Annotated in this window: 15 protein-coding genes; 10 read left to right on the top strand and 5 right to left on the bottom strand. The window is 72.2% G+C overall.

The annotated features are described in order from the left end of the window. Window positions 1–225: 225 nt before the first annotated feature. The 5 genes from E1266_RS28265 to E1266_RS28245 all read left to right on the top strand — a co-directional run bounded on the left by E1266_RS28265 (window position 226) and on the right by E1266_RS28245 (window position 4,358). Window positions 226–1,011 (top strand): histidine kinase, encoded by a 786-nt coding sequence (locus tag E1266_RS28265; protein ID WP_243718979.1) that lies wholly within the window; start codon window positions 226–228, stop codon window positions 1,009–1,011. 16 nt (window positions 1,012–1,027) lie between these two features. Further along, window positions 1,028–1,708, top strand: a complete 681-nt coding sequence (locus tag E1266_RS28260; RefSeq protein ID WP_132052142.1) for a response regulator transcription factor — start codon at window positions 1,028–1,030, stop codon at window positions 1,706–1,708. A 90-nt stretch (window positions 1,709–1,798) separates the two neighbouring features. Then, a complete protein-coding gene (locus tag E1266_RS28255; RefSeq protein ID WP_132052140.1) occupies window positions 1,799–2,329 on the top strand; it encodes a PadR family transcriptional regulator in 531 nt (176 codons plus the stop codon). Next, window positions 2,326–3,006 carry an ABC transporter ATP-binding protein gene (locus E1266_RS28250; protein ID WP_132052138.1) on the top strand — a complete coding sequence of 227 codons (681 nt, stop codon included), beginning with the start codon at window positions 2,326–2,328 and terminating at the stop codon, window positions 3,004–3,006. Before E1266_RS28255 ends, E1266_RS28250 begins: the two co-directional genes overlap by 4 nt. Then, a complete protein-coding gene (locus E1266_RS28245) occupies window positions 3,003–4,358 on the top strand; it encodes an FtsX-like permease family protein (protein WP_132052136.1) in 1,356 nt (451 codons plus the stop codon). The genes E1266_RS28250 and E1266_RS28245 overlap by 4 nt, the downstream gene beginning before the upstream one ends. A 9-nt stretch (window positions 4,359–4,367) precedes the next feature. Here E1266_RS28245 and E1266_RS28240 read toward each other — a convergent pair whose 3' ends face one another. Continuing rightward, on the bottom strand, window positions 4,368–5,246 hold the full coding sequence (locus tag E1266_RS28240) for an A/G-specific adenine glycosylase (RefSeq protein WP_132052134.1): 879 nt from the start codon (window positions 5,244–5,246) through the stop codon (window positions 4,368–4,370). A gap of 69 nt (window positions 5,247–5,315) precedes the next feature. Here E1266_RS28240 and E1266_RS28235 point away from each other — a divergent pair, with 69 nt between their 5' ends. Continuing rightward, the gene (locus tag E1266_RS28235; RefSeq protein WP_132052132.1) at window positions 5,316–5,915 is read left to right on the top strand and encodes a hypothetical protein; all 600 of its coding nucleotides are present in this window, start codon (window positions 5,316–5,318) and stop codon (window positions 5,913–5,915) included. A gap of 106 nt (window positions 5,916–6,021) precedes the next feature. Here the strand turns inward: E1266_RS28235 and disA are convergent, their stop codons facing one another. The 4 genes from disA to E1266_RS28215 form a co-directional block, all read right to left on the bottom strand. After that, a complete protein-coding gene (gene disA, locus E1266_RS28230) occupies window positions 6,022–7,104 on the bottom strand; it encodes a DNA integrity scanning diadenylate cyclase DisA (RefSeq protein WP_132052130.1) in 1,083 nt (360 codons plus the stop codon). 113 nt (window positions 7,105–7,217) lie between these two features. Beyond that, on the bottom strand, window positions 7,218–8,648 hold the full coding sequence (radA, locus tag E1266_RS28225; RefSeq protein ID WP_132052128.1) for a DNA repair protein RadA: 1,431 nt from the start codon (window positions 8,646–8,648) through the stop codon (window positions 7,218–7,220). A 36-nt stretch (window positions 8,649–8,684) separates the two neighbouring features. Continuing rightward, window positions 8,685–9,824 carry an alpha/beta hydrolase gene (locus E1266_RS28220; RefSeq protein WP_132052126.1) on the bottom strand — a complete coding sequence of 380 codons (1,140 nt, stop codon included), beginning with the start codon at window positions 9,822–9,824 and terminating at the stop codon, window positions 8,685–8,687. A 43-nt stretch (window positions 9,825–9,867) separates the two neighbouring features. Next, window positions 9,868–10,578 (bottom strand): class I SAM-dependent methyltransferase, encoded by a 711-nt coding sequence (locus tag E1266_RS28215; protein ID WP_132052124.1) that lies wholly within the window; start codon window positions 10,576–10,578, stop codon window positions 9,868–9,870. Between the two features lie 165 nt (window positions 10,579–10,743). Here E1266_RS28215 and E1266_RS28210 point away from each other — a divergent pair, with 165 nt between their 5' ends. The 4 genes from E1266_RS28210 (at window position 10,744) to E1266_RS28195 (ending at window position 13,778) form a co-directional block, all read left to right on the top strand. Continuing rightward, a complete protein-coding gene (locus E1266_RS28210) occupies window positions 10,744–11,628 on the top strand; it encodes a sugar phosphate isomerase/epimerase (protein ID WP_132052122.1) in 885 nt (294 codons plus the stop codon). Between the two features lie 29 nt (window positions 11,629–11,657). Further along, window positions 11,658–12,245, top strand: coding sequence for a TetR family transcriptional regulator (locus E1266_RS28205; protein WP_243718975.1), 588 nt, complete (start codon window positions 11,658–11,660; stop codon window positions 12,243–12,245). A 91-nt stretch (window positions 12,246–12,336) separates the two neighbouring features. After that, window positions 12,337–13,047, top strand: a complete 711-nt coding sequence (locus tag E1266_RS28200) for an ABC transporter ATP-binding protein (RefSeq protein WP_243718973.1) — start codon at window positions 12,337–12,339, stop codon at window positions 13,045–13,047. After that, window positions 13,044–13,778, top strand: coding sequence for an ABC transporter permease (locus tag E1266_RS28195; protein WP_132052118.1), 735 nt, complete (start codon window positions 13,044–13,046; stop codon window positions 13,776–13,778). Before E1266_RS28200 ends, E1266_RS28195 begins: the two co-directional genes overlap by 4 nt. Window positions 13,779–13,815: the final 37 nt, after the last annotated feature.

Genomic DNA, 13,815 nt, shown 5'->3' with positions numbered 1-13,815 from the left:
CATCTGCGGCGGGCCGGGAGGCTGCTCGGTGTTCCGGTCGGCGGGCGGGTGCGCGGGTGGAAGGAGTTTGCCTGGGCGTTCGCGCACGTTGCCGTCGGGTTTCCGCTCGGGCTGGCCGCCCTGATCTGCCTGGGCAACATTCTGGTCGCCGCAGTGGCCTTGTCGTTGTGGTGGGCGTTTCCAGTTGAGGCGCGTCCTACGTTGTTCTCGGTCTTCGATGTCCGAGTGGACGATTGGGCGACTGCTCTGGTCGGGGGAGTCGTGCAGATCGCCGTCCTAGGGGCGGTGGCCTGGTGGGTGCTTCCGGTGCTGGCGCGAGTCCACGCGCGCATGTGCCTGGCGGTGCTCGCGCAGTCGGACAGCGAGCGGCGGCTCACCGAGCGGGTCGACGTCCTGACCAAGAGCCGGGTGGGCGTTGTCGACGCCCATGGTGCCGAGCTCCAGCGGATCGAACGTGATCTGCATGACGGGACGCAGGCGCGACTCGTGTCCATCGCCATGCAGCTGGGCATCGCCCGGGAGTCGCTGGCCGACGACCCGGAGACGGTGGCGACGCTGATCGAGCAGGCGCATGAGACGGCGGAGGAGGCGATGGCCGAGCTCCGGACGGTGCTCCAGACGATCTATCCGCCGATCCTCGCCGACCGCGGTCTCGGCGGGGCGCTGACGGCGCTGGCCGCCAAGTCGAGCGTGCCGGTCCACATCGAGCTCGCCGGCGTGGGGGCGCTTCCGGCGGCTGCGGAGGCGGTGGCCTACTACGTGGTCGCCGAGGCGTTGACGAACGTGACCAAGCACGCCGGCGCGACGCGGGCGTCCCTCCGGGTCGAGCGGGCAGGCGACGTGCTGTCCGTCGAGGTCGCGGACGACGGCAGGGGCGGCGCGGACGAGGGGCGCGGCACCGGGATCACCGGGATACGCCGGCGGGTCGCCGCCCTGGACGGCACCGTCCGCCTCGACAGCCCGCCGGGCGGCCCCACCACGCTCGCCGTCCGGATGCCGTGCGCACAGTGATCATTCGGGAGGTTCGGTGCGGGTCGTGATCGCCGAGGACAACGTCCTGCTGTCCAGCGGCCTGGAGCTGCTGCTGGAGAAGAAGGGCTGCCAGGTCGTGGCGGTCGTCGGTGACGGTGAGGCGTTCCTCGACGCCGTCGCCGAGCACAGCCCCGACATCGCCATCGTGGACGTGCGGTTGCCGCCGTCCTTCCGCGACGAGGGCATCCACGCCGCGCTGCGGGCCCGCCGCGAGCACGGAGCGCTGCCGATCCTGGTGCTGTCGCAGTACGTCGAGCGCGAGTACGCCGGCGAGCTCCTCTCCGACGGCCGCGGCGGCATCGGCTACCTCCTCAAGGACCGCATCGGCCGGGTGACCGAGTTCGTCGACGCCCTGCGCCGTGTCGCGTCCGGCGGCACCGCCATGGATCCCGAGGTCGTCGCCCAGCTCCTCACGCACCGTGCCGGCTCCCCGCTGGAGGCCCTCACGCCCCGCGAGACGGAGTCGCTCGCCCTCATGGCGCAGGGGCACGACAACGCCGCCATCGCCGAGCGGATGCGCATCTCCGGCAATGCCGTCCACAAGCACATCGGCAACATCTTCGCCAAGCTCGGCCTGGCACCGGACGACTCCGGCCACCGCCGCGTCCGGGCAGTCCTCGCCTACCTGGACGGCGCACCCCGACCGCCGGGCCCGGGGCCCGCAGCTCCGCACTGAGCACGCCCACACCAGCCGTCGCCCGTGGTCGGCGCCGCGCTACGGGCAAGCTATTCACTCAGTGTATGTATTGAGTGTATAGTGCTCCGCATGGCTACTCCGCTGGTGTTGCTCGCCTTGCTTGCCGAGGGGGCCAAGCATGGTTACGAGTTGAAGCGCGAGCATGACGAGCGGCTGCCCGGGGCCAAGCCGCTGCCGTACGGGCAGGTCTACTCGACGCTGCAGCGGCTTGAGCGGGACGGGTTCGTGGCCGTCGCCGGGGTCGTGCAGGAAGGCGGGCCCGAGCGCACGGTCTACGAGCTGACCCCGAAGGGCACCGGGAAGCTGCGGGCGTGGCTCGCCGAGACCGAACCGCCGCTGCCCTATGTCGGGGGCGCCCTGTTCGCCCGCGTGATCATGGCGCTGGTGGCCGGCGGCGACGCGCGTGCCGCGCTGGATCGGCAGCGCGCGGCTCACCTGGAGCGGATGCGGGAGCTGACCCGCGCCAAGACCGCCCCCGACGCGTCCGCCGCCGCGGTGCTGGCCGCGGATTTCGCACTGCTGCACCTGGACGCCGATCTGCGGTGGATGGAACTGGCCGTGCGCCGCCTGTCCGACCTGACCGAGGAGATGAACCGATGACACCACTGCTGCGAGCGCGTGATGTGAGCATGTCGTTCGGCCGGACACGGGCGCTGCGCGGCGCGTCGCTCACGATCGGCGCCGGGGAGGTCGTGGCGATCTCCGGTCCGAGCGGGTCGGGCAAGAGCACGCTTCTGCACTGCCTCGCCGGCATTCTCGTCCCCGATGACGGCGAGATCCGCTACGGCGAGACGCGCATCGACGAGCTGGACGAGGATTCCCGCACCCGCCTGCGGCGGGAGGCGTTCGGCATCGTCTTCCAGTTCGGCGGACTGGTGCCGGAGCTGACCGCCGTGGAGAACGTGGCCGTCTCGCTGATGTTCGGCGGGCTCGGGCGCGCGGAGGCGGCCGCGGCCGCGCTGGACTGGCTGGGCCGGCTCGGCGTGGACGACTGCGCGCCGCTGCGTCCCGGCGACCTGTCCGGCGGCCAGGCGCAGCGGGTCGCGATGGCGCGGGCGCTGGCCCACGGCCCCAAGGTCGTCTTCGCGGACGAGCCGACCGGCGCGCTCGACAGCGTCGCCGGGGAGGAGGTCCTCGGCCTGCTGCTCGGTACGGCCAGGGACCACGGCACCACCGTCGTCCTGGTCACCCACGACAACCGGATCGCCGCCTACGCCGACCGCGAGATCGTGGTCCGCGACGGCGCCGTGGCGGCGAGCCCGGTGGTGACCCGATGACCGGCGGCCGGACGCGCGACCTGTTCGCCGTCGCCGCAATGCTCGCCCGAGGCACCTCCCGCGGCGAGCGGAGGCGCCGGCGCCTGCTGGTGTCCGGTGCCGCGCTGGCCACGTTCTTCCTGCTCGGCGCGGCGAATCTGCTGCTGATACGGGGGACGACCCAGACCGAGTGGGCGGGGCTCGTGGCCGAGGAGGGGCTGCGGCCGGGCACCGCGCTGGCGCTGGCGCTGCTCGTCGTCCCCGTGCTGGCGCTGCTGCACCAGGTCGGCCGGGTCGCGCAGGCCGCGCAGGAGCGGCGGCTGGCGGCGCTGCGGCTGGCCGGTGCGACACCGCGCGACGTCCGGCTGCTCGGCGTGGCCGAGGCCCTCCGCGTCGGCACGGTCGGCGCGCTGATCGGGACCGTCGGCTACGTTGCCGGGCAGCAGGCGGCGATGGCCGCCCTCGGGGTGGGCGATACCGCTCGGTATGCGATCCCGCCGTGGCCGGTCCCGGCCGTCATGGCCCTGGTGGTGGCCGCCGCGGCGCTGGTCAGCCTGCGGGTGTCCCGCCACGTCGTCGTCTCGCCGCTGAGCGTCGCGCGGCGTGCGTCCCGTCCTGCGCCGTCCCCGTACACGATCCTCCCGCTCGCCCTTGGCCTGCCGATCGTCGTCGCGGGCGCCTTCATCGACGCTGCGTGGAACCTGTGGCTGATCGCGCTCGGCGCCGTCCTCGCGGTCGCCGGCATCGCGGCGGGCGCCGCCCGCGTGATCCTCGAATCGGCCCGCCTGGCCGGCCGCTGGGCCCGCACCCCCGAGACGCTCCTGGCGGCGCGCACACTGGAGGCCGACCCTCGCGCGGGAGGCCGGACCATGGCGGTCGTCGCCCTGGTCGTCTTCTTCGGCACGGCCACCGGTGTCGTCACGTGGGACGTGGTGCAGACCGGAGGGCTCTTCGACGATCCGGAGGACCGGTTCTGGCTCGTCAGCCTGGGCCTGACCTACGGGGCGCTGCTGTTCGCCCTGCTCGTGGCGGTCACGGCGCTGGTGGTGCACCGGGCGGAGGCCCTGCTGGAGGGCGGCCGGTCGATGGCGGCGCTGGCCGCGGCCGGAGCCCCGGTGGCGTCGCTGCGCCGGTCGACGCTGCGCCAGACGCTCATCGCGGCGACCCCGGTCTGCGCTATCGGCGCGCTGACCGCGCTGCTCGGCATGGCACCCGGCCTCTTCCTGACCCCGGACCTGCCGATGGTCGCCTGGACCGCCGGGCACGCCCTGTTCATGGTCGCGCTGGCGGTCGCGGCCGCGGCGGCGGTGACGGCCCTGTCGAACCGGCTCCTCACCCGGGCCGCCGCTCCGGCGAACCTCCGTGCCGAATGACCGGCGCGGTCAGCCGGGGAGGGCGTAGCGGCCGTCTTCGAGGGGGTCGACCAGTCCGTCCGCGATGAGGGCGTCGAGTGCGCGCTCGCGTTGGACGGCGTCCGACCAGACGACGTCGAGGGCCGGTTTCCCGACCGGCCCTTCGGCTTCGCGGAGGACGGCGAGGATGCGTCCCCGGCACTGCCGGTCGGTGCCCGCGTACGTCTGGCCGCGGCGCGGCGGCCCGTCGTAGGCGGGACGGCCCGCCAGCCGCCAGGCGCAGTGGTCGAACACCGGGCAGTCGACGCAGCGGGGCGTGCGGGCGGTGCAGACCAGCGCGCCCAGTTCCATGACCGCGACGGCCCAGCGGGCGGCGGTCAGGGGATCGAGGGGGAGGAGGCCTTCCGCGAGCCTCACCTCGGCCTTCGTCTGCGATTTCGGCGGGTACTCCTCGCCCGAGACGAGCCGGGCCAGGACGCGCCGGACGTTGGTGTCGAGGACGGCGTGCCGCTGCCCGAAAGCGAAGCTGGCGACGGCCGCGGCGGTGTAGGAGCCGATCCCGGGAAGCGCGAGGAGTTCGGCGTGCGAGGAGGGGACCTCGCCGCCGTGCCGCTCGGTGATGGCGCGGGCGCTCTCGTGCAGGCGCAGCGCGCGGCGGGGGTAGCCGAGCCGTCCCCAGGCGCGGACGGCCTCGCCCGATGGTTCGCCCGCGAGCGCGGCCGGCGTGGGCCAGCGCGTCATCCAGGTGTGCCAGACGGGCAGGACGCGGGACACCGGAGTCTGCTGCAGCATGATCTCGCTGACCAGGACGCCCCACGGGGTCGCGTCCGGTGCCCGCCAGGGGAGATCCCGGGCGTTCGCCTCGTACCAGTCGAGGATCGGGGCGGTGTAGGCGGAGTTCGGTTTCATGGCGCGTCGCCATTGTGGCACGCGGCGGGTCGTCCCCTCGTTCCGGATCGGCGATTGCATACTTAACGTATGGGGGCTGGCACAGGGCGTAGTGTTGATCAATACTGGCGGCGTCGTGCGCTCGCCTTGGCCGGAGTCGTCGGAAGCGTCGGGCTGCTGGCCTGGGCCTGCACCGGCGACGGAAACGAGCCGCCGGTCCATGACGCGAACGCGGTTGAGAGCACGAGCCCTCCGCCGCCGCCGACCGCCATGCCGACGGTCACCGTGACCGTGACCGCCAGCCCCGAGCCGAAACCGGTGAAGGACGGTGGCCCGTGCACCGACGGGGACCTCGTTTACACCATGTCGGCCCCCCAGGACACCTTCGCGGGCTCCGAGCGACCACAGTTCCGTGTCACGGTGGTCAACACGGGGAAAGGCTCGTGCACATTCGACACGGGTTCGCTGAACGTCCGCATTACCTCCGGCTCGGACGACATCTGGTCATCCACCGAATGCCGCCGGGGCGATTCATCGAAGAAGACCCTCAGACGCGGCATCCCGCACGTGGAAACCGTCACCTGGAACCGCGAACGCGGCTGCGACGGCGGAGACCCGGCCCGCCCCGGCACCTACGTGGCAGACCTCAAAGGAAAGAAGGCGAAGAAGCAGGTCTTCCACCTGCGCTGACCTGCGCCTATCCATTTTCAAGCCCCTGATCGCGTCCACCGGAGCGATGCAGCGATCGCGCGCAGTGAAGGCGTTCTAGCGCCTGACCGCCGAGGGCGATGCGAAGCTACACATAGCGTTCCAGAATTGAGGATTCGGCGAGGCGCGAGAGGCCCTCGCGGACGCTGCGGGCGCGGGATTCGCCGACTCCGCCGACGGCCTGGAGATCGTCTATGCTCGCCGCCAGCAGTTTCTGCAGGCCGCCGAAATGCTCGACGAGCCGCTCGACGACCATGCTCGGCAGGCGCGGGACCTTGGCGAGGAGCCGGAAGCCCTTGGGGCTGACGGGCAGGTCGAGGGCGTCCGGGCCGGCGAAGCCCATCACCTCGGCGACGGTGGACAGGTCGAGCAGCTCGTTGGCCGACAGCGTGTCCAGGTCCGAGAGGATCGCGGCGACGCCGCGGGTGCGGGTGTCGTCGGACGGGTAGTCGCGGACGATCAGCTCGCGGTCGACGTCGACGCCGGAGACGAGCTCGTCGAGCTGGAGGGACAGCAGCCGGCCGTCCGTGCCGAGCTCGACGACGTAGCCCTCGATCTCGTCCGCGATGCGGCGGACCATCTCCAGGCGCTGCACCACGGCGCTGACGTCCCGGACGGTGACGAGATCCTCGATCTCCAGCGCCGAGAGCGTGCCGGACACCTCGTCCAGGCGCAGCTTGTAGCGCTCGAGCGTGGCGAGGGCCTGGTTGGCCTTGGAGAGGATCGCCGCGGAGTCTTCGAGGACGTAGCGGATGCCGTCCAGGTACAGCGCGATGATGTGCATCGACTGGCTGACCGAGATGACCGGGTGGACGGTCTGGCGGGCGACGCGCTCCGCGGTGCGGTGGCGGGTACCCGACTCCTCGGTGGGGATGGTCGAGTCCGGCACGAGGTGGACCGCGGCGCGGACGATGCGGCTGTGGCTGCCGTCGAGGACGATCGCGCCGTCCATCTTGGCGAGCTCGCGCAGCCGGGTGGCGGAGAACTCGACGTCGAGCTCGAAGCCGCCCGAGCACAGTTCCTCGACCGTCTTGTCGTAGCCGAGCACGATCAGGCCGCCGGTGTGGCCCCGCAGGATCCGCTCCAGTCCGTCGCGGATCTGGGTGCCCGGGGCCACCGCGGCCAACGTGGCGCGGCGTCGTTCGTCATGACCCTTGTCGTGTGATGGCACCTGACCCCCGGAGGTCGCTGGACGGCGTCAGTTTACCGAGGAGGTTCGCGCACCGGTTCCTCCCCAGGTCGCAAGCATGCGTCGCTTGGCGTAATACTCTGGCGTGACCCAGGTTAGGGCGCCGTAAAGGACACCTGCAGCGCCTGCTTGAGGCTGTCGACCTCCATCACCTTCATGCCCTCGTAGCTGGTGAGCTGCGGGTCGGCGCGCTTCAGCGGCGATCCGTCGGCGAGTTCGAGGGAGCCGCGCGGGACCACGGCGTGCTTGAAGCCGAGCCGCGCCGCCTCGGCGAGCCGCCGCTGCACCCCGGGCACGACGCGGACCTCCCCGGCGAGGCCCACCTCCCCGAGCGCGATCAGGCTGGTGGACAGGGCCTGCTCGACGGACGCGCCCGCGACGGCCAGCGCGAGCGCGAGGTCGACGGACGTCTCGGTGAGCCGCACGCCGCCGACGGTCGAGACGTAGACGTCCTGCTCGTGCATGGAGATCTTGCACCGCTGGGCGAGGACGGCGAGGACCATCGCGACCCGCGAGGTCTCCAGCCCGGACGTGGCGCGCCGCGGCGCCGGCAGGTGCGATTTGGCGACGAGCGACTGCACCTCGGCGACGAGGGGGCGGCGCCCCTCCAGCGTGACGGTCACGCAGGTGCCGGGGACGGCCTCGTCGCGGCGGGTCAGGAACAGCCCGCTCGGGTCGGGCAGCCCGACGATGCCGACCTCGGACAGGTCGAAGCAGCCCAGCTCGTCGGTCGGCCCGTAGCGGTTCTTCACGGCGCGGATCATGCGCAGCCGCGAGTGCCGGTCGCCCTCGAAGTAGAGGACGACGTCGACGAGGTGCTCCAGGAGGCGCGGCCCGGCGATGGCGCCCTCCTTGGTGACGTGGCCGACGAGGACGACGGTGATGCCGCGCTCCTTGGCGACGCGGATGAGGTTGGCGGCGACCTCCCGGACCTGGGTGACGCCGCCGGGCGCGCCGTCCACCTCGGACGTGCCGATCGTCTGGATGGAGTCGACGACGAGCAGCTCCGGCTCAACGGCGTCGATGTGCCCGAGGATGGCGGACAGTTCCGACTCCGCCGCCAGGTACAGCCCGTCGGTGATCGCCCCCACGCGGTCGGCGCGCAGCCGCACCTGCTCCGCCGACTCCTCACCCGTCACGTACAGGACGTGCTTCGTCTCACCGGCGGAGCCCTGCGACTGCGTCGAGGCCAGCGCGGCGACCTCCAGCAGCAGCGTCGACTTGCCGATGCCCGGCTCGCCGGCCAGCAGCAGGACGGCGCCGGGGACGATGCCGCCGCCGAGCACCCGGTCGAGTTCGTCCAGGCCGGTGGGCTTCGACTGCGCCGACCGCACGTCCACCTGGCCGATCGGGCGCGCCGGCGTGCTGACCGGCCCGGCCGGCACGACCCGCGCCGGAGTGGCGGACGCCGCCTCGGCGACCGTCCCCCACGTCTGGCACTCGCCGCAGCGCCCGACCCATTTGGACGTCTGCCACCCGCACTCGGTGCACCGGTAGCTCGCCTTCGCGGTCTTAGCCTTAGCCATGCGCGGAAGCGTAGAGCCCCCCTGCGACATCCGGGGCTAGGCTCCGCGGGGCTCGGCCTCCGGGAGGCTGCCGGAAGACGCGGCTCGGGCGATGAGGTCGCCCAGGTGGTCGTTGACGATGCCGGGGCGTTCCATCATGGCCATGTGGCCCGCGGTCGGGACGATCTCCAGGCGGGAGTCGGGGACGCAGCCGGCGATCCGGAGGCTGTGCTCGACGGGGGTGAGGAGGTCGTTCTCGGCGCCGATGACGAGGTTGTCGGCGCCGGCGAGCGATGCGCAGTCGCTGATCACGTTCGTTGTGATCATGGAGTGCAGGTAGCCGGCGAAGGCGTCCATGCGGGTCTCGGCCATCATCTGCTCGGCGAACGCGACCGCGGCCGGGCTCGCGTCCGGGCCGAAGGCGATCTGGTCCTCGACGAGGATGGCGGAGCCGCGGCCCAGGTGGCGGACCTTCTCGACGGCGCCGGAGCCTGCGCCGAGGGCGGCGATGGCGCGCGGCATGACGCGGTGGCCGACGCGGGCGAGGAGGGCCGGCATGCCGAGGGTGACCTCGCCGAGGCCGGCGGACGACGTGCAGAGCAGCCCGGTGGCGACGATCTTGCGCCCGAACAGCTCGGGGTTCTCGTCGGCGTAGCGCATGATCGTGATGCCGCCCATGGAGTGGCCGACGAGGACGACCGGCGTCTCCGCGGGGACCGTGGCGTCGATCACGGCGGCGAGGTCGGCGGCCAGCCGGGAGACGGTGTAGCCGTCGCGGGCGCCGCCGTCGGAGCGGCCGTGGCCGCGGTGGTCCCAGAAGACGAGTCGGCCGAGGCCGCGCAGGGCCTTGCGCTGGAAGTGCCAGGAGTCCTGGGTGAGGGTCCAGCCGTGGCAGAACACGACGGCGAGGTCGGTGCGGTCCGCGCCGTCGATCTCGGCGTAGAGGCGGGTGCCGTCGTCGGCGCGGACGGCGACGGGGCGGCCGCGCAGCGACCCGAACGGCTCGCCCGCGTGCGGGTCGGGACGCAGTTGCAGGCGGCGCATGGCGCGGCGCTGCACGGCGAGCCCGGCACCGGCGCCGGCCGCGCCGACCGCCGTGACGGCGAGCAGGCCGCCGAGGCCCTTCAGGAGCGCGGCGCGGCCGCTCCGCGGCGGCTCGGCGGGGGCGACGCGGCTCGTCCTGGCGGCACGGCCCATGGTCCGTTCCTCCGTTCCGGCAATGACCGACCAGTCAGTAACTTCAGGGGCAACGCCACCACAAATTAACGGCATAGTCCACCTCAAGGGGAGTGTCCCGGCCGTCCTGTTCGAGCAGGCAGGCTTCGGCGAGGCCGGGCGGGAACTCGATGCCCAGCACGGCGGCCAGATCGTCCCGGCGCTCGAACGACCACCGGATCGTCAGCGGCTCCCTGTTGAAGCCGTGCCGCGTCCAGAAGCGCTCCACGGCCTCCGGGTCGTATTTCGGCAGGCTGCGCCGGAACCAGCGGCCGAACGTGGAGCGCGTGGCGTCGTTGTCGATGATGAAGATCGCTCCGCCGCGCCGGACGACCCGGGCGAGCTCGGCGAGGCCCGGTTCGCAGCCCGGCCCGAAGAAGTACGCCCAGCGGGCGTGGGCGACGTCGACCGAGGCGTCTGGGAGCGGCAGCGCCTGCGCCGCGCCCACCCGGACGGTGACGCCCGGCAGGTCGCGGACGCGGCGCGCGGCGGCGGACGCCAGCCCCGCGTGCGGCTCCACGCCGATCACCCGGTTCGCGTCCTCGGCGAAGAACGGCAGGTGGTAGCCGGTGCCGCAGCCGACGTCGAGGACGTCCGCCCCCTTCCACGGCCGGACGGCGCGCATCGCCTCGGCGAGGACGCCGTCCGGGTCGACGGCGCGGTTCTCCAACTCGTAGATTCGGGGGGAGTTCCAGATGTTGGGGCTCGGCACGGCGCCCCGGGCGATCTCGGCCACGGGACCAGAGGGTAGCCACCGCCACCCGCCGGCCGGTCAAGATCACGGAGAGCAATCGGTATCACGCGGGGCGAGGGTTTCATCACCGCCGCGGCCGCATAGGCTTTGCCTTGCGTACATCGCCCCTGCGAACATCACGAAGCGACCATTCCTGGCGAGGAAGCCTTGACTCCGCAGCACAACGGCGTCTATTCACCGGCCCTCCGCGTTCCGGACGCGCCGATCACGCTCTCGACCGCGTCGGTGTACCCGGAGAAGGTACCGAGCGCGTTCGAGATCGCCGCGCTGCTGGGCTACGACGGCATCGAGGTGATGGTCTCCACGGACGCCTCGTCGCAGGACCTGAACGTCCTGCGCCGGCTGTCGGACTACCACCAGATGCCCATCAAGTCGATCCACGCGCCCTGCCTGCTGCTCACGCAGCGGGTCTGGGGACGCGAGCCGTGGGGCAAGCTCGTCCGCTCCAAGGAGGTCGCGGAGGAACTGGGCGCGGAGGTCGTGGTCGTCCACCCGCCGTTCCGGTGGCAGCGCGACTACGCCAAGGAGTTCGTCGAGGGCCTCGCCCGCATGCAGGACGAGACGGACGTCCTGTTCGCCGTGGAGAACATGTTCCCGCTGAAGGCGCGCGGGGCCGAGGCGGGCATGTACCTGCCCGACTGGAACCCCGTCGACCAGGACTTCCCCTACGTCACCCTCGACCTGTCCCACACCGCCGTATCCGGCTCGGACCCCCTCGACATGGCCGGGAGCCTGGGTGACCGCCTGCGGCACATCCACCTGGCCGACGGCGTGGGCATCACCAACAAGGACGAGCACCTCGTCCCCGGCCGCGGGAACCAGCCGTGCGGCGTGTTGCTGGAGAACCTCGCCGAGGGCGGTTTCCGCGGGCACATCGTCCTGGAGGTCAACACGCGCCGCGCGTCCAGCCGCGTGGAGCGGATGGAGGACCTCGCCGAGGCACTGGCCTTCGCCCGCCTGCACCTTGCCGCCGCTCCCCACACCTGGGAGGTGACCTCGGCGGGAGAGATCACCCGCCGGGGTGTGCGGTGACCGACGCGGCGCGCCCACAAGAGGAAGCCGTGCAGCGGCGGGTGTCCCGGGGCCCCGGGCGCCGGCCCGGCCCCACCGAGACCCGCGAGAAGATCCTCGCCGAGGCGCGCGCCCTGTTCGCCGAGAAGGGGTACGACGGCGCCTCACTGCGCGCCATCGCCCGCGCCGCCGGGGTCGACCCCGCCCTCGTCCACCACTTCTTCGGCAACAAGGAGGGCGTGTTCGTCGAGGCGATGCGCTTCCCGGCCGACCCCGCCGTGGTGCTCCCGCGCATCCTGGGCTCCCCGAGGGAGCGGCTCGGGGAGACGATGGTCCGCGTCTTCCTGGAGATCTGGGGGGACGACGAGCGCCGCGCGCCGCTGCTGGCCATGCTGCGCTCGGCGATGACCAACGAGCGGGCGGCGGCACTGCTGCGCGAGTTCGTCACGGCCGCCCTGCTCGGACGCGCCAAGGAGGCGACCGACGCGCCTCCGCTGGGCATCCAGGCGGCCGTCGGCCAGATGATCGGCATCATGATCCTGCGCCATGTGGTGCGGATCGAGCCGCTGGCCTCCGCCTCCGAGGACGAGCTGGTCGAGCTGGTCGCTCCGACCCTCCAGCGCTACCTCGTGCCCTGATCCGGGAAGCCTCCTTTCCCCTTGCCCGACGCCCTTGACCGGGACCGGCGCGTCCGCATAATTTCAACACATGATGAGTTCTAGTCCGGCGGTGAGCGTGCGGGACCTGCGGGTCGTCCGCGGGGGCCGCGAGGTCCTGCACGGAATCACCTGCGACGTGCCGCGCGGCTCGGTCGTGGGACTGCTCGGCCCGAGCGGCTGCGGAAAGACCACACTGATGAGGGCGCTGGTCGGCGTGCAGATCGTCAAGGACGGCACGGTGACCGTCCTCGGCGAACCCGCCGGGTCGCCCGGCCTGCGGCGCCGCGTCGGGTACGCGACGCAGACGCCCGCCGTGTACGCCGACCTGACCGTCGCCGAGAACCTGCGCTACTTCGGCGCCGTCCTCGGCGCCCCCCGCACCGACGTGGACCGCGTCATCGACGAGGTGGGGCTCGGCACGAGCCGCGACCAGGTCGCCGCGACGCTGTCCGGCGGCCAGCTCAGCCGCGCCAACCTCGCCGTCGCGCTGCTGGGCACGCCCGAGGTCCTCGTCCTGGACGAGCCGACCGTGGGCCTCGACCCGGTGCTGCGCCAGGAGTTGTGGGAACTGTTCCGCGGACTCGCCGAACAGGGCCGCACGCTCGTCGTGTCCAGCCACGTCATGGACGAGGCGGGCCGCACCGACCGGCTCCTCCTCATGCGCGAGGGCCGGATCCTCGCCGACGGCACACCGGACGGCCTGCGCTCCCGCACCGGCACGTCCGATCTCGAGCAGGCGTTCCTCCACCTGATCGCCGAGAAGGCCGGGAGCCCGACATGAGCATCGCGATCACCCTCGCCACGATGCGCCGCATCCTGGCGCAGCTCAGGCACGACCACCGCACCCTCGCGCTGCTGATCGGCGTGCCGGCGCTGCTGATGATCCTGCTGCGCTACGTGTTCGACCAGCCGATGGTCTTCGACCGGATCGGGCCGATGCTGCTCGGCTTGTTCCCGTTCACCGTCATGTTCGTCGTGACCAGCGTCGCCACGCTCCGGGAGCGGACGAGCGGCACCCTGGAACGGCTGATGACGATGCCGCTCGGCAAGCTCGACCTCCTGCTCGGCTACGCCCTCGCCTTCGGGGTGATCGCGCTGGTCCAGGTGGGCGTCGTCCTGCTGATCTCGCTGACCTGGCTCGGCCTCGACCTGAGCGGCTCGCTCGGCTCCCTGGTCCTCGTCGCCGTCCTGGACGCGCTGCTCGGCATGTCCCTCGGCCTGTTCGCCAGCGCGTTCGCCCGGACGGAGTTCCAGGCCGTGCAGTTCATGCCCGCCTTCGTCCTGCCGCAGCTCCTGCTCTGCGGACTGATCATCCCGCGCGACGACATGGCCACCTGGCTGCAGGTGATCTCGGACGTCCTGCCGCTCTCCTACGCGGTCGAAGGCATGCAGGAGATCAGCACCCGCACGGACTTCACCGCCACCCTGGCCCTGGACGTGGCAGTAATAGCCGCCTTCACGGTCGTCGCCCTCCTCCTAGGCGCAGTAACCCTTCGCAGGAGAACTGCGTAGGCGACCCCTAGCGGAGGGGTTGGGTTTACATGGGGGG

This window comes from Actinomadura sp. 7K534 (genome assembly GCF_004348575.1).
Lineage (GTDB): Bacteria > Actinomycetota > Actinomycetes > Streptosporangiales > Streptosporangiaceae > Spirillospora > Spirillospora livida.
This window is presented reverse-complemented; position numbering and strand designations above follow the sequence as displayed.

Excerpts from the sequence above, each read along its gene's own strand:
- E1266_RS28255 (WP_132052140.1), top strand. The coding sequence starts at position 1,799 with ATGGCTACTCCGCTGGTGTTGCTCGCCTTGCTTGCCGAGGGGGCCAAG.
- E1266_RS28250 (WP_132052138.1), top strand. The coding sequence starts at position 2,326 with ATGACACCACTGCTGCGAGCGCGTGATGTGAGCATGTCGTTCGGCCGG.
- E1266_RS28245 (WP_132052136.1), top strand. The coding sequence starts at position 3,003 with ATGACCGGCGGCCGGACGCGCGACCTGTTCGCCGTCGCCGCAATGCTC.
- E1266_RS28240 (WP_132052134.1), bottom strand. The coding sequence starts at position 5,246 with ATGAAACCGAACTCCGCCTACACCGCCCCGATCCTCGACTGGTACGAG.
- E1266_RS28235 (WP_132052132.1), top strand. The coding sequence starts at position 5,316 with ATGGGGGCTGGCACAGGGCGTAGTGTTGATCAATACTGGCGGCGTCGT.
- radA (WP_132052128.1), bottom strand. The coding sequence starts at position 8,648 with ATGGCTAAGGCTAAGACCGCGAAGGCGAGCTACCGGTGCACCGAGTGC.
- E1266_RS28220 (WP_132052126.1), bottom strand. The coding sequence starts at position 9,824 with ATGGGCCGTGCCGCCAGGACGAGCCGCGTCGCCCCCGCCGAGCCGCCG.
- E1266_RS28195 (WP_132052118.1), top strand. The coding sequence starts at position 13,044 with ATGAGCATCGCGATCACCCTCGCCACGATGCGCCGCATCCTGGCGCAG.